At 70.6% G+C, this 19,398-nt stretch carries 18 protein-coding genes; 5 read left to right on the top strand and 13 right to left on the bottom strand.

Features of this window, described 5'->3' with window-relative positions:
- Positions 1-45 precede the first annotated feature (45 nt).
- Both CU044_RS03670 and CU044_RS03665 read right to left on the bottom strand, forming a co-directional pair.
- Complete coding sequence (locus CU044_RS03670) at positions 46-2,283, bottom strand: MMPL family transporter (RefSeq protein WP_129766964.1); 2,238 nt, start codon at positions 2,281-2,283, stop codon at positions 46-48.
- Between the two features lie 104 nt (positions 2,284-2,387).
- Entirely contained in the window at positions 2,388-2,960 is a 573-nt protein-coding gene (locus CU044_RS03665) for a TetR/AcrR family transcriptional regulator (protein ID WP_129766963.1), read from the bottom strand.
- 473 nt (positions 2,961-3,433) lie between these two features.
- Here CU044_RS03665 and CU044_RS03660 point away from each other — a divergent pair, with 473 nt between their 5' ends.
- Entirely contained in the window at positions 3,434-6,817 is a 3,384-nt protein-coding gene (locus CU044_RS03660; protein ID WP_129766962.1) for a S41 family peptidase, read from the top strand.
- Between the two features lie 111 nt (positions 6,818-6,928).
- Here CU044_RS03660 and CU044_RS03655 read toward each other — a convergent pair whose 3' ends face one another.
- The 4 genes from CU044_RS03655 to CU044_RS03640 form a co-directional block, all read right to left on the bottom strand.
- A complete protein-coding gene (locus CU044_RS03655) occupies positions 6,929-7,258 on the bottom strand; it encodes a hypothetical protein (RefSeq protein WP_129766961.1) in 330 nt (109 codons plus the stop codon).
- Between the two features lie 94 nt (positions 7,259-7,352).
- Positions 7,353-8,270, bottom strand: coding sequence for an SDR family oxidoreductase (locus CU044_RS03650; RefSeq protein ID WP_129766960.1), 918 nt, complete (start codon positions 8,268-8,270; stop codon positions 7,353-7,355).
- Positions 8,267-9,220, bottom strand: a complete 954-nt coding sequence (locus CU044_RS03645; protein WP_129766959.1) for an alpha/beta hydrolase — start codon at positions 9,218-9,220, stop codon at positions 8,267-8,269. The genes CU044_RS03650 and CU044_RS03645 overlap by 4 nt, the downstream gene beginning before the upstream one ends.
- On the bottom strand, positions 9,217-10,911 hold the full coding sequence (locus CU044_RS03640; RefSeq protein WP_129766958.1) for an NAD(P)/FAD-dependent oxidoreductase: 1,695 nt from the start codon (positions 10,909-10,911) through the stop codon (positions 9,217-9,219). The genes CU044_RS03645 and CU044_RS03640 overlap by 4 nt, the downstream gene beginning before the upstream one ends.
- A 276-nt stretch (positions 10,912-11,187) precedes the next feature.
- On the opposite strand from CU044_RS03640, the gene CU044_RS03630 reads away from it, so the two are divergent.
- Entirely contained in the window at positions 11,188-11,853 is a 666-nt protein-coding gene (locus CU044_RS03630; RefSeq protein ID WP_129767033.1) for a MerR family transcriptional regulator, read from the top strand.
- Between the two features lie 37 nt (positions 11,854-11,890).
- Here the strand turns inward: CU044_RS03630 and CU044_RS03625 are convergent, their stop codons facing one another.
- The 7 genes from CU044_RS03625 to CU044_RS03600 form a co-directional block, all read right to left on the bottom strand.
- On the bottom strand, positions 11,891-12,697 hold the full coding sequence (locus tag CU044_RS03625) for an exodeoxyribonuclease III (protein WP_129766957.1): 807 nt from the start codon (positions 12,695-12,697) through the stop codon (positions 11,891-11,893).
- 304 nt (positions 12,698-13,001) lie between these two features.
- Positions 13,002-13,169 carry a hypothetical protein gene (locus CU044_RS38320; protein WP_165371769.1) on the bottom strand — a complete coding sequence of 56 codons (168 nt, stop codon included), beginning with the start codon at positions 13,167-13,169 and terminating at the stop codon, positions 13,002-13,004.
- A gap of 165 nt (positions 13,170-13,334) precedes the next feature.
- A complete protein-coding gene (locus tag CU044_RS03620; RefSeq protein ID WP_129766956.1) occupies positions 13,335-14,786 on the bottom strand; it encodes a DUF2079 domain-containing protein in 1,452 nt (483 codons plus the stop codon).
- 54 nt (positions 14,787-14,840) lie between these two features.
- Positions 14,841-15,356: a hypothetical protein gene (locus tag CU044_RS03615; RefSeq protein WP_129766955.1), complete on the bottom strand. Its 516-nt coding sequence runs from the start codon at positions 15,354-15,356 to the stop codon at positions 14,841-14,843.
- Positions 15,349-15,855 carry a SigE family RNA polymerase sigma factor gene (locus CU044_RS03610; RefSeq protein ID WP_129766954.1) on the bottom strand — a complete coding sequence of 169 codons (507 nt, stop codon included), beginning with the start codon at positions 15,853-15,855 and terminating at the stop codon, positions 15,349-15,351. The genes CU044_RS03615 and CU044_RS03610 overlap by 8 nt, the downstream gene beginning before the upstream one ends.
- Positions 15,856-16,017: 162 nt before the next feature.
- On the bottom strand, positions 16,018-16,425 hold the full coding sequence (locus CU044_RS03605) for a rodlin (RefSeq protein WP_129766953.1): 408 nt from the start codon (positions 16,423-16,425) through the stop codon (positions 16,018-16,020).
- Positions 16,426-16,599: 174 nt separating this feature from the next.
- Entirely contained in the window at positions 16,600-17,010 is a 411-nt protein-coding gene (locus tag CU044_RS03600) for a rodlin (protein WP_129766952.1), read from the bottom strand.
- Between the two features lie 255 nt (positions 17,011-17,265).
- Here CU044_RS03600 and CU044_RS03595 point away from each other — a divergent pair, with 255 nt between their 5' ends.
- From CU044_RS03595 to CU044_RS03585, 3 genes are all read left to right on the top strand, one after another.
- Positions 17,266-17,676, top strand: a complete 411-nt coding sequence (locus CU044_RS03595) for a rodlin (RefSeq protein ID WP_129767032.1) — start codon at positions 17,266-17,268, stop codon at positions 17,674-17,676.
- A gap of 318 nt (positions 17,677-17,994) precedes the next feature.
- Positions 17,995-18,228, top strand: a complete 234-nt coding sequence (locus CU044_RS03590) for a chaplin (RefSeq protein ID WP_129767031.1) — start codon at positions 17,995-17,997, stop codon at positions 18,226-18,228.
- 150 nt (positions 18,229-18,378) lie between these two features.
- Positions 18,379-19,344 (top strand): chaplin, encoded by a 966-nt coding sequence (locus CU044_RS03585; RefSeq protein WP_129766951.1) that lies wholly within the window; start codon positions 18,379-18,381, stop codon positions 19,342-19,344.
- The last annotated feature ends 54 nt before the right edge of the window (positions 19,345-19,398 follow it).

Genomic DNA, 19,398 nt, shown 5'->3' with positions numbered 1-19,398 from the left:
CCGGGGCCACGCACCGCTCATGCGGTGGCCCCGGGGTATGTGGGATCAGACGCGCACCAGCTCACGGTCCTGACCGGGCCCGCCGTCCGGACCCTGCGACGCGTCGCCCCCGAGCCGGTGGCGCAGCGCCTCGCCCTCCACGTCCACGTTGGGCAGCGCCCTGTCCAGCCAGCGCGGCAGCCACCACGCCTTGTCGCCGAGCAGCGCGAGCACCGCGGGCACGATCGCCATCCGGACCACGAACGCGTCGAAGAAGACCGCGATGGCCAGCCCGAAGCCGATCATCTTGATCATCGACTCGCTGGAGCCGATGAAGCCGGCGAAGACCGCGATCATGATCACCGCGGCGGCCGAGACCACCCGCGCGCCGTGCCGGAACCCGGTGACGATCGCCTCGCCTGGCCGCTCCCCGTGGACATACGCCTCCCGCATCCGGGTGACGAGGAAGACCTCGTAGTCCATGGCGAGACCGAAGACCACACCCACCATGAAGATCGGCATCATCGACATCACGGGACCGGTCTGCTCGACCCCGAGCAGCCCCCCGAGCCAGCCCCACTGGAAGACCGCGACGACCGCGCCGAGGGCGGCGACCACGGAGAGCAGGAAGCCGAGAGCGGCCTTGAGCGGTACGAGCACGGACCGGAAGACGAGCATCAGCAGCAGGAACGCGAGCCCGACGACGAGCGCGAGATAGGGCAGCAGCGCGTCGTTCATCTTCTGCGAGAAGTCGATGTTCATCGCGGTGGAACCGGTGACCAGGACCTGGGCACCGTTGTCCGCCTCGATCTCCCCGCCGGTGTCCCGGATGGAGTGGACCAGGTCCTCCGTCGTGACCGAGGAGGGACGGTCCTCGGGGATCACCGTGATCGTCGCCGTGTCACCCGCCCTGTTGACGGTGGACGGGGTGACGACGGCGACGCCGTCCAGCTTCTTCACCGTGTCCGACAGCTCGGTGGCCGCCGCCTTGGCGTTGTCATTGGCCTTGCCGTCCACGACGACCATCAGCGGCCCGTTGAACCCGGGCCCGAAGCCGTCGGAGAGCAGGTCGTACGCCTTGCGCTGGGTGGTGCTCGGCGGCTGCGAACCGTCGTCGCCAAGACCCAGCTCCAGCGAGGTGGCCGGAATCGCGATGACCCCGAGCCCCAGCACGGCCGTGACCAGGACGGCGACCGGACGGCGCAGCACGAAGCGCGCCCAGCGGGTGCCCATGTTCGGCTTCCCGGTCTCCTCGCCGCCCGCCGCCTTGGCGTCCATGGCCTTGCGGTCCTTGCGCCCGTGCACCCGCTTGCCCGCGAAGCCCAGCGTCGCCGGAATGAGGGTGAGCGCGATGAGGACGGCGATCACGACCGTACCGGCGGCGGCGAGGCCCATCTTGGTGAGCATCGGGATATTGACGACGGCCAGCCCGGCGAGCGCGATCACCACGGTGAGACCGGCGAACACCACGGCCGACCCGGCGGTGCCGACGGCCCGGCCCGCCGCCTCCTCGCGCTCCCTGCCCTCGGCCAGTTCGGCCCGGTAGCGGGAGACGATGAACAGCGCGTAGTCGATCCCGACCGCCAGGCCGATCATCATCGCCAGGATGGAGGTGGTGGAGCCCAGGTCGAGGACGCTGGCCAGCGCGGTGATCGTGGAGACCCCGACACCGACCCCGATGAGCGCGGTCACCAGCGGCAGCCCCGCCGCGACCAGCGAACCGAACGTGATGACCAGCACCACCGCGGCCACGGCCACACCGATGATCTCCGTGGACCCCATCTCGGGGGTGGCCTGGAGCGCGTCCCCGCCGACCTCCACCGTCAGCCCCTGCGCCCTCGCCTCGGCGCCGGTCTCCTCAAGCGCGGTACGGGTCTCGTCGGTCAGCTCCATCGAGGTGACCTTGTAGGAGACCTGGACGTACGCCGTCGAGCCGTCCTTCGAGACGGCGTTCGCGGTGTACGGATCGGTCACGGAGCCGACCTGGTCGGACCCGCCCGACAGCTCGTCGACGATCTTGCCGACCTCGGCCTTGTGACCGGCGTCGGTCATCTTCTCGCCGGCCGGCGCCTTGAAGACGACCCGCGCGGTCGCACCGTCGGCACTGGCTCCTGGGAAGCGCTCTTCCAACAGGTCGAAGGCCTTCTGGGCCTCCGTCCCCGGTATCGAGAAGGAACTGGACGTGGGCGTGGACGCGGAGGCGGCTCCGACACCGGCGAGCGCGAGCAGTGCCACCCATACCAGGGCGACATAGTTGCGGCGCCGGAAAGCGAACCGTCCGAGTTTGTAGAGGAACGTGGCCACGAGGGCGTACTCCCGGGTCTGTGAACGGATCTGAGGGCATGGGGAGCCGGCCCGACGGCGAGAGAGCGGCACGCGTCAGGTACTGCGGGTGCTGAGGGGGACGGTCAGACGCCGAGGGCGGGGAGGACCACGGCGTCGAAATACGAGGTGAGGAAGTCCCGGTCGGGCGACTGGTCCTCGATCAGCTGCCGGGCGACGATGGCGCCGACCAGCATGTGGGTGACGTACTTCAGCGCGGGATTGTCCGGGGAGACCTCGCCCCGGTCCACAGCACGCTGGAGGACCTCCGCGAGCCCGTTGAGCTCGGGTTCGATCAGGAGCTCACGGAGCGCCTGATGGAGATCGGGGTTGTCGTGGACGGCATGGAAAAGACCGCGCATCAGCGCGCTGTCCTTCTCCATCTGGCAGTCGTCGGTGTGTGCCATCACGGCGTGGAAGTCACCGCTCAGCGAGCCGGTGTCCACGTCGACGAGCTTGATCGGCTTGTTGTGCCGCATCGCATGGGCGACCAGCTCGGGCTTGCTCCCCCACTGGCGGTAGAGGGTGGCCTTGCTGGAACGGGTGCGGGCGGCGATGGCGTCCATGGTGAGGGCGTCATAACCGACCTCGCGCAGCAGATCGAGCACGGCGGCGTACAGCTCTGCTTCACGCTCGGGGGTGAGCCTGCTGCGCGCCACGGTCTGCTCCTGCCAAACGAAACGGTTTCGTACAGTACGAAGATAACCCCACCCCCAACGAAACGAAACCGTTTCGCATGTGCGCTGCGACACCTTTTTTTGAGGGCTCGGTTCACCTCCGGGGCGCTTTGAGCCAACGTCGACGGTCGACCGTGCTCGATTCGCTCGTTCCTCACGAACCTCCGCGCGCTCTCCCTTACGACGTCGGCGCGCCCCTTCGGCTCACTCGCCGCCGGAAAGACGGCACCCGGGACGAAATCGGCACCCCACCCCAGCCCCCCCAGGCGTCCGCGAGGGCGAGCGTGCCCACCGAGGGAGGGGGCCGGGGTCGGAGGAGGTGCGTGTCCAACCACGCCCCCTCATCCCCGCCGGAGGCGCACCGCACCCCCGCCGGAGGCGCACCGCACCGCAGCCGCAAGCCACAACCCCCCGCCAGGAGGCGCCACGCCTGCGAAAAGTGCAGCATTGGGTGGGTGAGTGACGACGTCGCGTATCTCCGCTTCCCGCACCTTCACGACGACTCCCTGTGCTTCGCCGCCGAGGACGACCTCTGGGTCGCCCCCCTCGTCCCGGCCGGGCACCGCCCCGCCCGCGCCTGGCGGGTCACCGTCGACCGCACCAGGGTCGGCCACCCCCGCTTCTCCCCCGACGGCAGCCACCTCGCCTATACGACCTGGCGCAGCCTCGACCCCGAGATCCATCTCGTCCCGGTCGCGGGCGGGCCCGCCCGCCGGCTCACCTACTGGGGCGCCACCGACACCCGCGTCTGCGGCTGGACACCCCCCGACAAGAACGGCGAGTCCCAGATCCTCGCGGTCTCCTCGCACGGCCAGCCGTTCTCGTACTTCGCGTGGGCCTACAGCCTCCCCCTCGACGGCTCCCCCGGCGGCGCGCTGCCCTGGGGCCCGGTCAACGACATCGCCGTCGCGGACGTGGACGGCGCGCACCGTACGCTCCTGCTCACCGGAAAGCCGCCGCACGAGCCCGCCGCCTGGAAGCGGTACCGCGGCGGCGCGATGGGCCGGCTCTGGCTGCACGGCGAACGGCTGCTCGCGGATCTCGGGGGCCATCTCGACTGCCCGATGTTCGTCGACGGCAGGATCGCGTTCCTCTCCGACCACGAGGGCGTCGGCAACCTCTACTCCTGCCGTCCCGACGGCACCGATCTGCGCCGGCACACCGACCACGACGCCTTCTACGCCCGCCACGCCTCGTCCGACGGGCGCCGGGTCGTCTACCAGTGCGCGGGGGACCTCTGGCTGGTCGACGCGCTGACGCCCGACTCGGTGCCGCGCAAGCTGGACGTACGGCTGGGCGGTCAGCGCGCGGGGCGGCGCGGCTACCAGGTCCCGGCCAGCAGCCATGTCGCCGGGATCTCCGTGGACATGACGGGCCGGGCGAGCGCCGTGTCCGTACGCGGCAGCCTGTACTGGCTCACCCATCGCGACGGCCCGGCCCGCACGATCGCGGACACCCCCGGCGTCCGGGTCCGGTTCCCGGTGATGCTCGGCGACAGCGGCCAGGTCGCGTATGTCACCGACGCGGAGGGCGAGGACGCGATCGAGATCGCGTATCTGCCCAGGGCGAGCGGTGAGCGGCAGCCTCGGCGGCTGGCGTCCGGACAACTGGGCCGCGTACGGGAGATGGTGGCGGCCCCGGACGGGGAGCGGATCGCGATCGCCTCGCACGACGGCAGACTGCTGCTGATAGACACCGCGGAACCCGAACCGGAACCCGAACCGGAGTCGGACCCCGAACCGACCACGGACACCGCAGGCGCCACGGACTCCACGGAATCAACCGCCGACACCACAACGGCGGCAGACCCCGCCCCCACCCCGGAGCCCGTCACCGAACTCATCCGCTCCATCAACGGCGCCGTCACCGACCTCGCCTTCTCCCCCGACGGCGACTGGCTGACCTGGTCCCACCCCGGCATCGGCCGCTCCCTCCGGCAGATCAAGCTGGCCAAGATCGCCGGCAGCTTCGCCCGTACGGTCGTCGACGTCACCAACGGCCGCTTCGAGGACGAGAATCCGGTCTTCACCAGCGACGGCCGCTATCTCGCGTTCCTGTCCTGGCGCGGCTTCGACCCGGTGTACGACGTGCACACCGGCGACCTCTCCTTCCCGCTGGGCTGCCGCCCCTATCTCGTACCGCTCTCCTCCGCGACCCCGTCGCCCTTCGCGCTGTCGCCGGAGGGCCGCCCCGCGGCCGGCGGACTCGATCCGTCCGTCGGCGAGTCCGGCGACGGTACGGTCACCGTCGAGGTCGAGGGGCTGGCCGACCGCGTCACGCCGTTCCCCGTCACCGCGTCCAAGTACTCCGCGCTGTACCCGGTCAGCGGCGGCGGTCTGGTCTGGCTGCGCTGGCCGATCTCCGGCGCGCTCGGCGAGACCTTCGCCAACCCCGCCGACATGTCGGGCCGCCCCACCCTCGAACACTTCGACATCACGAAGGCGCGCAAGAGCGAACTCGTCGGCCATCTGGACTGGTTCGTACCGAGCGGCGACGGCTCCCGGCTGGTCGTCGTGGACGACGGCGAGCTGCGCGCCGTACCCGCCACCGAGCCCGGTGACGGCGACTCGACCGTCTATCTCGACATGCGCAGGATCCTGCACGACGTCGACCCGGGCGCGGAGTGGCGCCAGGCGTTCGACGAGGCGGGGCGCGTCATCCGCGCCTATTTCTGGGAGCCGGACATGTGCGGCATCGACTGGCGCGGGGTGCTCGACCAGTACCGTCCGCTGGTCGAACGGGTCAGCTCCCCCGACGAGTTCGCGGATCTGCTGCGCGAGGTCCTCGGCGAACTGGGCACCTCGCACGCGTATGTCACCCCGGCCCGCCGCAACGAGGGCCCGCCGCACTACCAGCGTCCGATCGGTCTGCTCGGCGCCAATCTGGTGTGCCGGGACGGCGAGTGGATGATCAAGCGGATCCTGCCCGGCGACTCCTCGGACTCCAAGGCGCGTTCACCGTTGGCCGGTACGGGGATCCGCGAGGGCGCGGTCCTGACCCATGTGGACGGCCGGCCGGTCGATCCGGTGGCCGGTCCCTATCCCCTGCTGTCCGCCGCGGGCGGCACGACCGTCGAGCTGACCTTCCGGCCCGCGGAGCGCAACCGTCCGTCCCGCCGCGTCGCGGTGGTCCCGCTCATCGACGAACGCCCGCTGCGCTACCAGGACTGGGTGGCCAAACGCCGTGAGGCCGTACGGGAGATCAGCGGCGGCCGGTGCGGCTATCTGCACATCCCCGACATGGGCGGCTCCGGCTGGGCCCAGTTCAACCGGGATCTGCGGCTAGAGGTCTCGCGCCCCGCGCTGATCGTGGACGTACGGGGCAACGCGGGCGGCCACATCAGCGAGCTGGTCGTCGAGAAGCTGACCCGCCGGATCATCGGCTGGGATCTGACGCGCGACGCCCAGCCCGTCTCGTACGCGTCGAACGCGCCGCGCGGCCCGGTCGTCGCGCTCGCCGACGAGGCGACCTCGTCCGACGGCGACATGATCACCGCGGCCTTCCGGCTGCTGAACCTCGGCCCCGTGGTCGGCCAGCGCACCTGGGGCGGGGTGGTCGGAATGACGGGACGGCACCGGCTCGGCGACGGCACGGTGATCACGGTGCCCATGAACGCCGCCTGGTTCGACGCGTACGGCTGGTCCATCGAGAACCACGGCGTGGAGCCGGACATCGAGGCACTGCGCACCCCGCTCGACTGGGCGGAGGGCCGGCACGCCCAGCTCGACGACGCGGTCTGGGTGGCGCTGGACCTGCTGGCCGGGCATCCGGCGTCGACACCGCCGGGATACGGAGCGGTCCCGGACCTGCGCCGCCCGCCGCTCCCGCCACGCGCCTGAGACCGCCAGGCGCGTAAGAAACGCTCACCCACACCCGCGAACACAAAGATGAACACAAAGAAGGCGCACCCGGCGGAACCGGGTGCGCCTCGCGATCATCAAGCCATTCACTCAGGCGTCAAAGCGGTCATCCAGCTCATCGCGCGCGTTCTGCGCCCTGTTCTGCGCGTTCTGCTGCGCGTTGGTGTGCTGAGCGTCGTGCTGGGCATCGTTCTGCGCGTTGTTGTGCTGCGCGTTGTTGTGCTGGGCATCGTTCTGCTGGGCATCGTGCTGCCCCTGGTTGCGGTCCCTGGCCGGCGAGCCGGGCTGCGAACCGCGGTCGGGCTGGCCGGGGCGGCCGGGCTGCTGCGTCCGGTCGTCCTTCTTGTCGCCCTGCCGCGACTTCGCCTGCTGAGCGGCGAGCTCTTCGGCCTTGTCCCTGAACTGATCGGCAATAGCCATGGAATGTCACTCCTGAAGGGGGTGTGGGGAGCTTGGGGGGACCCGAGTGGGGCCTCGACCAGACTTACATGGCCCGACATTCCGCGCATTTCGATCAGTGACGCTGTGTGCGTTCCTGTTCGTCGGCCGCCCCGCCCGCCCCGACCAGCCCCTTTCGCACGCCCGCCAGACGTGGTCCGAAGCGCCGCATCTCGCGTTGTCCGGCCGCCGCGATGACGGCCGGCAGATATCCGCGTACGGACTGCATCCCGCGCAGCCACCACTGCGCGTACACATGCGCCGAGCGCCGCTCGATCCCGGCGACGAGCCGGTCCACGGCGGGACCGAGCGGATAGGTACGGTTCGACGGCCACGGCAGCCGCCGCCGCAGCTCCCGCATCACCTCGTCCCGGTCCGCGCCGCGCACCATGTCGGTGTCCGTCCAGGACAGATAGCCGACCCCGACCCTGACCCCCTGGTGGGCGACCTCGGAGCGCAGGCTGTGCGCGAAGGCCTCGACCCCGGACTTGGACGCGCAGTACGCGGTCATCATCGGCGCCGGTGTGATCGCGGCCAGCGACGCTATCTGGAGGAAGTAGCCGCGGCTTTCGCGCAGGACGGGCAGGAACGCCCGCGCCGTCACCGCGCCTCCGATCAGATTGACCTCGATGACCCGCCGCCACGCGTCCGGGTCGGAGTCCGCGAAGGGACCGCCCGCCGCCACACCCGCGTTGGCGACGACGATGTCGACCTTGCCGAAGCGCGTCTTGACCTCCTGGGCGACCCGCGCCATCGCGGTGTCGTCGGTGACATCCGCGTACCACTGATCGCAGTCGGCGTGCAGCCGGGCGGCGACCCGCTTCAGCCCGTCCTCCTCCAGACCGACGAGGGCGACCTTCGCGCCGCGCGCCGAGAGCTTGCGCGCCAGCAGTTCGCCGACGCCGCGCGCCGCGCCCGTGACGACGGCGACCTGTCCGTCGAGATTCCGGAAACCCTGCCGGCCCGCCCCTGATCCTGCTCCTGCCCCGCTCATGCCGCGTCCTCCTTCGCGCCCATGACGCTCTTCGCGCCCCCGATGCTCTTCGCGCTCTCGGCGCTTTCGACGTCGAGGTACGTACCGACGAGGGACCGGATCGCGCCGGTGACGGCCTCCGGGGCCTCCACGGGCGTCATATGTCCCACCCCGGTGAGTTCGATGAGCCCGGCGCGGTCCGGCAGCGCGGCGGCCAGCGCCCGCGCCTGGACCGGTGGGGTCAGCCGGTCGTCGCGCCCCACGACGACGACGGCGGGCACCCTCAACTCCCGTACCTCCGCGTCGAGATCGAGCGCGCCGAGGACATGCGACCAGGCCACCCGGACGGGTCGCGGACACGCGTGCACGATCCGGGCGCACTCCGCGACCCGGTCGGGCGCGGCGCCGGGGCCCATCGTCCCGTAGCGCAGGATCCGCTTCGACAGCGGCGTGACCGGCCCCAGCGGGGCGCGTGCGCCGAGGATGTGCCGGCTGATCCGGGTACGGGTCCTGCCGGGCCGCATCGGTACGACGAGCGCCTCCTGGATCAGCCGTGAACTGCCCGTGCTGCACAGCAGTACGGCGGCGGCGTGCTCCCGGAAGACGGGCCGACGGGCGGCGGCCATCAGCGTCATCCCGCCCATGGAGTGTCCGGCGAGGACGGCTCGTTCCCCCGGCTCCAGCGTGGCGGCGAGCACGGCTTCCAGATCGTCGGCGAGGGCGTCGGTGGAGTAGCCCGCGGAGTGGCCGGCCGGCGGCGGCGTACGGCCGTGGCCGCGCTGGTCGTAGACGATCACCCGGTGGTCGGCGGCCAGGTCCGCGAGTTGCGCGGCCCAGAACCGGATCGAGCAGGTCCAGCCGTGCGCCAGGACGACGGCGGGCCGGCCGTCGTCGCCGTGGACCTCGACATGGATACGGGTGCCGTCGACGGAGACGGCGGTCAGTTCACGCTCTCCGTGCGGCTGCCTCATCGGACGCCCTCCTTCGCGGCCGGTGTCCCGGCCCGCGCTCCGGCCCGCGCCCCGGCGGGCCTCTCGGACGCCCTCGTCCCGGCCGCCCGCTCCTCCGGCGTCCGCGTCTCCGCGACCGGCTTCTCCGCCTGCCGCGGCACCCGTACGGTCGCGGCGGCGGCGCGGATCACCTCGTACTCCGCGAGATCGACCTCCCGGGTGACCCGGCGGAACTCCGCCGTCGTCCCCGGCCAGACGGTGGTGTTGCGGCCCTGCTCGTCCAGGTACCAGCTGGTGCAGCCGCCGGTGTTCCACACGGTCCGCTTCATGCGCTCCTGCACCCGGTGGTTCCAGGCGCGTACGGCGGCGGGCCGCGGTCCCAGCGCCACGCGCCCGCTCCCGCCCGCGCTCCTCGGGCCGCCCCCGCGGCCCCCGAGCCCGTCCAACTGCCGCAGATAGTCGGCCATGTAGTTCAGCTGGGACTCGATCATGAGGATCATGGAGGAGTTCCCGAGCCCGGTGTTGGGACCGATGATCGTCATCCAGTTGGGGAAGCCCGCCGCGGTCGCGCCGCGCAGCGACTGCATCCCGTCCTTCCACGCCTCCGCGAGCGTGATCCCGTCGGCGCCCACCACCCGCTCGGCGATCGGCATGTCCGTCACATGGAAACCGGTCCCGAAGACGATCGCGTCGGCCTCGGTCTCCGTACCGTCCGCCGCGACCAGCGTGGAGCCGCGCACTTCGGCCAGGCCCGAGGTCACCAGGTCCACATTGGGCCGGGCGAGCGCCGGATAGTACGTGCTGGAGAGCAGGATGCGCTTGCAGCCGATGCGGTACGAGGGCGTCAGTCCCGCGCGCAGCACCGGGTCCTTGATGGCTCTCGCCATATTGGCCTTGGCGAGGGACTCGACGAGCCCGAGTTCGTCCGGCCGCTTGGTGAAGGCCTGGACCTGCAACTCCCTTATGCCCCACAGGAACCGGCGCCGCAGGGTGCCGGTGAACGGCAGCGCCCTGTGCAGCCGGCGCTCGGCCCCGGATATCGCCCGGTCGACGCGCGGCATCACCCAGGGCGGGGTCCGCTGGAACAGCGTCAGCCTGCCCACTTCGGGCTGGATCGCCGGCACGATCTGTATGGCGGAGGCGCCCGTACCGATCACGGCGACGCGCTTGCCGCGCAGGTCGTAGCCGTGGTCCCAGCGGGCCGAGTGGAAGACCTTCCCCGGGAAACCGGCGAGCCCGGGTATCTCCGGGATCTTCGGATCGGAGAGCGGCCCGGTCGCGGAGACGATGACATCGGCGGTGAGCGTTCCGCGCGAGGTCTCGATCTCCCAGTGCAGGGCGTCGTTGTCCCAGCGCATCAGCCGTACCTCGTGGTTCAGCCGCAGATGCGGCCGGAGCCCGAAGGTGTCCGCGACATGCTCCAGGTACGCCCTGATGTGCCGCTGCCCGGAGAAGGTGCGCGGCCAGTCGGGGTTGGGCGCGAACGAGAACGAGTAGAGATGTGAGGGGACGTCACAGGCGCATCCCGGATAGCTGTTGTCCCGCCAGGTCCCGCCGACCGAGTCGGCGCGCTCCAGCACGACGAAGTCGGTCATCCCCTCCCGGCGCAGCCGGATGGCCGCCCCGAGCCCCCCGAAACCGGACCCGACCACCGCCACATGGACGTGCTCGGGCTCGTGGTCATGTTCGTGGTCATGTTCGTGCTGGCCCATACCGCCTCCTGACACCGGACGACACCCGCACAACTCCGCCAGTAATCACTGGCATGATTTGGAGGGTAGAGCAGTGCCGTACTCATGGGTAGGGGGCGGGAACGGGAAAGTCACCGCCGGGGCGAGCCGACGTCACGGGCGGTACGGGCGGTACGGGAGGGGCGTCGCGGGACGGGCGTGCCGGGCGTCGCGGACCAGGCGGGACTTTCCCAACCCGACCCGGCACGCCATAAGCTGGCGGGCATGGCAGAAGGCCCAGGACCCCGCGAGTACCGCATGGAGGAGCTGGCCCGCGAGGCGGGCATCACCGTCCGTACCGTGCGCTTCTACCGCGAGCGCGGTCTGATCCGGCCGCCGCGCCGGGAAGGCCGGATCGCCTGGTACGACGATCACCACCTGGCGCGGCTCCGTACGATCGCGGGGCTGCTGGAACGCGGCCACACCCTGACCGGCATCGCCCACCTCGCCACCGCCTTCGAGAGCGGCCGGGACGTGGGCGAGGTGCTCGGCCTCGGCGAACCCACCGAGGAGACCCCGGTCCGGCTCTCCCCCGAGGAACTCGCCGACTACTTCGAGGGCGAGGTCACCCCGGAGAACCTGCGGGCCGCCCTCGACCTCGGCTATCTGGCCACGGACGGCGACGAGATAGTCCACATCAGCCGCCGCCTGCTGGATGTGTCGGCGGCCCTGGTCCGCGAGGGCGTCCCCCTGGCGGCGGTCCTCGACGCGGCTCGCCGCGTCCGCGTCCACGCGGACGCCCTGGCCGGACTCTTCGCCGCGGTCCTGCGCGCCCACACCACCACCACGACGGACGCGGAGAAGCTCCGGCCGCTGGCGAAGAGCGTGGTGGAGGCGGAATTCTCACTGGCCCTGGACCGCCACCTGCGTACGGACCCGGAAGCCGCGACGCCCCCCGGCCCGCCCGAGCCCGCCGACGGTTGAGAACCGTCCTTCCGCGGCGCCGTGGCGCGGAAGGTCGTCAGCCGAGGTCGTAGGTGACCGTCACCGGCGCGTGGTCGCTCCACCGCTCCTCATGGCTCGCGGCCTTCTCGACGTACGCCTTGACCGCCCGTGCGGCCAGGCCCCGCGTCGCCACGTGGTAGTCGATACGCCAGCCCGCGTCGTTGTCGAAGGCACGGCCGCGGTACGACCACCACGAGTACGGGCCCTCCCGGTCCGGGTGCTGGGCGCGGACGACGTCCACGTAGTCCCCGTCGGTCTCCTCGAAGACGCGGGTCAGCCAGGCGCGTTCCTCGGGGAGGAAGCCCGAGGACTTGCGGTTGGCCCGCCAGTTCTTGAGGTCGGCCTCCTGGTGGGCGATGTTCCAGTCGCCGCACACCAGCACCTCGCGCCCGTCCGCCGCCGCGCGCTTCTTCAACCGCTCCAGGTACGGGAGGAACTCGTCCATGAACCGGATCTTCTCGTCCTGGCGCTCCGTGCCCACCTCGCCCGAGGGCAGATAGAGGCTGGCGACCGTGACACCGGGCAGATCGATCTCCGCGTACCGCCCGCTCCCGTCGAACTCCGCGCTGCCGAATCCGATCCGCGTGCCCTCCGGCTCCCGCCGCGCGTAGAGCGAGACACCCGCGCGCCCCTTCGCGGCGGCGGGCGCGTGCAGGACGTGCCAGCCCTCCGGAGTGCGGACCTCCTCGGGGAGCTGCTGGGGCTCGGCGCGTACCTCCTGGAGGCAGATCACATCGGCGGAGGTGCCGGCCAGCCACTCCACGAAACCCTTCTTCGCGGCGGCGCGCAGTCCATTCACATTCACGGAGGTCACAGTGAGCATTCCGACACACTACCCGCCGGTCCCAGGCGCCCCCGGGCCCGGTCACGGCTATTCCGCTTTCCCCCGTAACGGCCGGTAATCCCGGGAGAGGGAAATTCCCCGGGCGTTCACGCCCCTCACACCCCGCCGCGACCGCTCCATTTGTTCCGCTCCGCGACGCGCGCGGAGAGCGCCCCGGAACCGGCACCGCCGCGCGCCGCGCCCGATCCCTTGCCGTCGGGGCAAATCGACTGTCCGCACTCGCACTTGGGCCACCGGAGCCCGGACCCCGGCACCAGATCAGCGCCCTCAACTCCGCGTACGGTCATTCGGCCAGCCCCCGCAGTCCCACGGCGACGCGCTCCACCAACTCGCGCGTGGGCTCGGGAAAATCCGGCGGCACCCAATCCGGGTCCCATCGCGCATAGTCCCGGACCCCGCCCGACATCGCCGGCTTGCCGATCTCTTCGATCGAGAGTGAATCCCTAGCCATAGCTGCGAGTCCTCGCCTCTTCGCGTGCAATTCCTCGTTTCTACACCCGAAGTGACCTTTCCTCACTACTCCGCATGGGGAATTCTCCGCGACAACCCATATGGAACAGAGGGGAGTTGAACGCATGAGCGAGCCGAGCCCGCTCCGGCGCCCGCCGCGCCCGCGCTAACTTCGTGGGTTCGAGGCCCGTTCCAGCAGCAGATAGCCGCCCACCTCGCCCACGACCGTGTAAGTGGCCCGTGGATGCAGCCGCTTCGCGTACCCCACCGGGTCACCGACCCACCCGCTCGTGTTGTTGAGCGCGATGTAGTCCGGGGTGATGCCGCGCGTATCGCCCACCCAGAAGACCCGGCAGCGCGAGGCGAGAAGGCTGACCGGCCCCACGTTCGCCTCGACCGTCGCGTCGTCGGGGATACGGTCCAGCAGCCGCTGCGCCGCTCTCGTCTCGGGCCGGACACGGTAGGTGTCCGGTTCGGTCAGGGCCGACAGCGGCAGCGATGTCGTCAGCGCGAGCGCCGCGCCCGCGACCGCCGCCGGGAGATGGCGCGCGTACGAACGCAGCCAGGGGCGTGCGTCGCGCCGGATCCGATGGGCGGCGTCGACCAGCGCGAGTGCCACGACGGGCATCAGCACGGCGCTGTAATGCCAGCCCGTACCCCAGTAGTGGTCGTCCGACGACAGGAAGCGCCAGCCGAGCGTGGGCAGGGCGATCAGTATCAGCGGGGAGCGCAGCGCGAGGAGCCCCGTGGTCGGCAGCAGGAGCCACACGAGAGTACGGAACTTGGTGTCGAAGCCGTCCAGCGGGCCGTTCCCGCCGTCGACCTTGTCCCAGTAGTCGTACGTGTCGCCCGAGTTGAAGGCCGGTATGACGACCGTGAACGTGAGCACGGCGACCACCACCGCCACCGCCGCCACCGCCACCGCCTCACGGACGAACCGAGGTGCCGCGTGCCGCGCGCGCAGGGCCACGACCAGCGCGATCGCGGCGACGGTCAGCCCCAGGTCCTCCTTCACCAGCACCAGCGGCGACGCCCAGGCCAGCGCGGCCCGCAGGCGGCCGGTCAGCAGCGCTTCAAGGGAGAAGGCGATCAGCGGAACCGCGAAGGCGATCTCGTGGAAGTCGAACTCGACCGCCCGCTGCACCCCCCACGACAGGCCGTACGCCACACCGATCGCCAGGCCCGGCCACCGGCCCAGCAGACGCGCCGCGACGCGCGTGACGGGGACGGCGGAGAGCGCGAACAGCGCGGCCTGGGCGACCAGCAGCGTGACGGGCGTCGGGAACAGCCGGTACGCCGGGGCCAGCACCGCGGTGACGGGGCTGAAGTGGTCGCCGAGGATATTGACGCCCGGCCCCTTGATGTCGGCGACCGGCGCCCGCAGCTCCGCGTACGCGCGTATCACCTGCTCGAAGATGCCCAGGTCCCAGGACATCGTCCGCAGCTGCCAGAACCTGGATATGGACAGGGCGGCGTACGCGCAGAACAGGACCACGGCCACGACGTACGGATCGCGGACCCGGACAGCCCCCGCCGGGCTCGCGACCGGTTCGGGAAGCGACGCGGAAGGCGGGTTCGGCGTGCTGTTCTCGGGCAGGGCGAGGCTGACTCCGTGCATGGGTGTGAGGTCTCTCTGTGGGTACGCGCCGGTGGACCGGACAGAACCTGCCGTCTAGTCGGCCGGAGGCCGGAAGGTGCTCGCGCTGGAGCGGGGCGACACCGTGACCGAGGGTCCGAGGCCGGTCCCCTGGCCGAAGGGCGGCGGCGTGAGCGTCGGCGCGCCGCCGGCCGACCCCGCCCCCGGAGGTACGGGCGAAGACTCGCCCCCACCGAACGGTGAGCCGGTGGGCGCCACGGCGAACGTGCTCGGACCGGACGGCGTGGCGGACGCGGTGCGTGGAGGCGGCGGACTGGACGGCGACACGGACGGCGACGAGGGGACCGAGGGGACGGGACGGGCGGGCGGCTGCTCGGAGGTGAGGTTCAGCGCGGCGACCGCGCTCGCTCCGCTCAGCACACACACCGCGCACGCGGCGGCGAGGGCCAGCGTCGTACGCCGCCGCCGGATGCCCCGTGCCTCGATCTCCTCGACAGGCAGCGGCGATACCCGCCGCCCGCTCTGGTCCGCGGCGTCTTTGAGTGCGGCGGACAGGGGATCCTCGCCGCCACTTCGATGGAACTCAGGCACCGTGCTCCTCCTCGGAGGCGGGTGAGTCGTCGAGCCCGGCCGCGAGCGCGGCCCTGGCCCGGGACAGATGAGTCTTGACGGTTCCGGTCGAGATCCCGGCCTCTGCCGCCACCTGCTCCACCGTCAGGTCGCACACGTAGTGCAGCACCGCCACCAGACGCTGTCGCGCCGACAGCCGCTGGAGCGCGGAGACGAGGGCGACCGTGCCCGGCTCGGGCGCGGCCTGGATGTGCGCTTCGCTTCCGCTGTACCGCCGCCAGGCCTCCATGGCCCGGCCGCGCCGTCGCCACCGGCTGACCGCCAGCCGGAACGCGACGATACGGATCCACGCCTCGGGCCCCGCGTCCCTGTCCAGTTTCGCCCGGCGGCCCCAGGCACGTACGAAAGCCTCCTGCACGACGTCCTGAGCCTCATGAAGGTCTCCGGTCATCAGGTACACCTGTCCCACCAGCTGCTGAACGGAGTGAGCGTAGAACTCCTCAAACTCCTCGACGGTCATGCGGCTCCCAGGACGTGGCCAGATCTCAAGACGTATACGCATGGGGGCGGTGATCCGGTTGACACCGCTCCGGGAGTTTTTTCCGCACCCGTCGCCCACAGGGCCCGGACATGCCGAAGGCCCGGCCCCGCGCGGTGCGCGGGGCCGGGCCTTCGGGTGGGATCAGCGGTTGCCGACACCGTTCCCGGACAGGACCGGGATGTCGTCCAGGATGTGCGACAGCGGCTCGTCGCCCTTCGCCTGGGTGGAGTTCTCGACACACTGCTGGTTCTGCGGAGAGGACAGAACGTTGATGTCCTGGACCGTGACCGGCACGAGGCCGATGAGGGAGCCGACGTTCGCCTTGAGCGGCAGACCGACACAGGGCTTGTTCAGCGAGCCCTGGACCAGGCCCAGCTGCGGGCTCATGTCGCCCCTGGTCGACTGGTTGCCGAAGGCCTGCTTCGAACCGTTGCCGCTGAGCGAGGTGGTGCCGCCGTCATCGGCGATGGCGAGCGCCGGCGACGCGGCGGCGGCCGTGGCTCCGACGATCGACGCGGCCACAGCGGCGGTTGCCCACAGCTTCTTCATGTAAATGCCTTTCCGGAAAGTCGGACTCCACCGGTGGAGTCCGACTTGCTCAACTCGCTCACGGATGGATTAGTTGCGGCGCTTCCCCCGAATGGCGTAATGCATTATTCAGAGAAAAAGGCCGGTCCACCGCGGAATTCAGCGGTGGCCCGGCCCGGCGGCCCGGCCGATTTCTCAGCGGTTGGCCGTGCCGTTCCCGGACAGGATCGGGATGTTGTCCAGGATGTGCGACAGCGCCTCGTCGCCCTTCGCCTGCGTGGAGTTCTCCACACACTGCTGGTTCTGCGGAGAGGACAGGACATTGATGTCCTGGACCGAGATCGGCACGACGCCCAGCAGGGAACCGACGTTCGCCTTGGCCGGAAGTGCGATACAGGGCTTGTTCAGCGAGCCCTGGATGAGGGCGATCTGCGGGCTCATGTTGCCGTGGGTCGCCATGTTTCCGTACGCCTGCGTGGCGAAGTTCCCGCTGGCGGACGTGGTGCCACCGTCGTTGCCGACGGCGAGCGCGGTGGGCGCGGCGGCGGCGGAAACGCCGACCACGGAGGTGGTGACGGCCAGACCGGCCATGACCTTCTTGATCACGATGAGTCCCCTTCTGAAGGAAGCCCCAAAGTCCCCGGGGCTACTGGTGCAACTCCAGACCCCGGGTTTGGTTCCGGCCCTTCACTCCAACGGCGTATTACCGGGGATCAACAGGCCCGCCGCTCCCGGTGACACCACAGGACAATGCCGCGGTCACCGGCAAGCCGATCGAGTGAAGCAGCGGAACTAAACAGCTGGTGGCCGGTTGTGCAGGTCGCTCCGCATGCATTCTTTGAGAAAAGGAAACACATCGTGATCAAGAAGATTATGGCCGGCGCGGCCGTCGCCGTCTCGGTGGTCGGTGTCACGGCCGCGGCGGCGCCCTCGGCGTTCGCCACCGCCAACGACGGTGGGACCACCTCCCTGAGTGGAAACGGTGCCGAGGAGGCGTTCGGCAACCAGTCCACCAGGGGCGACCTGAGCCCGCAGGCGGAGCTGATCCAGGGCTCGCTGAACGACCTGTGCCTCGGCGTGCCGGTCAAGGCCAACGTCGGCTCGCTGATCGGCCTCCTCGTGCCGGTCACGGTCCAGGACGTCGACGTCCTGGCCTCCCCGCAGAACCAGCAGTGCGCGGAGAACTCCACCCAGGCGAAGGGCGACGAGCCGCTGTCGCACGTCCTGGACGACATCCCGGTCCTGTCCGGGAACGGCACGGGCAACCGCTGATCCCGCACCTCCCGCACCACGTACGGGCCGGCCGGGGCGATGGAGCCCCCGCCGGCCCGTACGGCGTTCAGGACGGCCGATCGAGGACGTGGCACGGGGTGCGGAATTGCGCAAAATTGCGCATGTATTCCGGGATGCGCGAGGAAGAAAACATTATCGTGGCAACCGAGTGAACAAACGGCTGCACGAATCCTGAACAGTTTCTTCGACAGCACGTAATCGTTGGACTTCCAGCAGCGGACGTATGAGCCGGAAAAGCCGTGCTCGCGTTCCACGAAAGCCGTGCGAACGTATTCGCCGCTGCGGAAAGGGCTCAAGATGAAGTGCAAGAAGGCCGCAACGGTCGTCGCAGGCCTGCTCCTGGCCATGGGTTCCGCTGCCCCGGCCATGGCCGACGCCGAGGCGGAGGGCTTCGCCGCCCACTCGCCGGGTGTTCTCTCCGGAAACGTCATTCAGGTTCCCGTGAACATTCCGGTCAACGTGTGTGGTAACAGCATCGACGTCATCGGCCTGCTGAACCCCGCGTTCGGCAACAAGTGCATCAACAAGTGACGTTGCAGTGACGTTCTAAGGGCACCCCACGGGGGTGTTCTCGGCCGGTCCCGGGGCGCGTTCGACCTGCGCCCCGGGACCGGCCTCAGTTGGCACCGATTTCAACCAGCGACCACTGCCCGTCGAACCGGCGGGCAGGAGGAGAACCAGATGCGAGATCTCATCAGTAAAGGACTGCTCACCGCCGCGGCGGCGTCGAGTGTCCTCTCCATGAGCAGTGGTTACGCCCACGCGGTGGGCGCCGACGGGGCGGCCGTCGGTTCACCGGGCGTGCTGTCCGGGAACAACATCCAGGTGCCTGTGGAGATCCCGGTCAATGTCTGCGGGAATACGGTGGATCCCATCGGGGTACTCAACCCGGTTTTCGGCAATGCCTGCGTCAATTCGACAAGCGGACCGCAGCACGCGGCGCATCCGGCTCCCGCGCCCCACTCAGAGCCCGCGCCCCACTCGGCCCCCGCGCCGCACGCGGATCCGGCGCCCCACGCCGGTCCCCCGGCGCAGGCGGCTCCCCCCGCGCACGCCACACGGCCGGCTCCCCAGGCGGACGACGCCGTCACACCGCCGGCCCCGCCCCACAGCCACGCGCCGCACCACGGCGCGCCCGGCCACGCGTCCCCCGGCGGGTATCACGACGAGGCCGCCAGCTCCACGCACGCCTCCGCGGGGGCCGTCGGCTCGCCGGGCGTGCTCACGGGCAACGTCCTGGAGGCCGTCCTCGACATCCCGCTGAACATCTGCGGGAACTCGGTGGATCTGATCGGCGTCCTCAACCCCGCCTTCGGCAACCTCTGCGTGAACGGCACCCCGCAGGCGCCCCACGGAACCCCCGGCACCCCCGGATCTCCGGAGGCGCCCGAGACCGCCACGCCGCCGGACGACCGCGCCGTGGACCCGGCCGGCCCCGCCACGCAGCCGCGTACCCCGGCCCCCCGGGGTTCCTCCGAAGCGATCCTGCCCGCCTCGTCGCATCTGACCACGGCCTCGGACGAGTTCGCTCAGCTGGCCTCCACCGGCAGTGACCTGAACCTGCTCGCCATGGGAGCCGCGAGCGCCGGTCTGCTGCTCGGTGGCGGAATCCTCTACCGCCGCAGCACCGCCGCCTCGCGCGTCTGACGGCGCATCCGCCGGGCCGGGAGAATCACGACGGATTCTCCCGGCCGGCGTGAA

The sequence above is a fragment of the Streptomyces sp. L-9-10 genome, from assembly GCF_004151105.1.
In the GTDB taxonomy this organism is placed as follows: domain Bacteria; phylum Actinomycetota; class Actinomycetes; order Streptomycetales; family Streptomycetaceae; genus Streptomyces.
The sequence above is the reverse complement of the archived record's forward strand: the minus strand, read 5'-3'. Positions and strand labels throughout refer to the sequence as shown.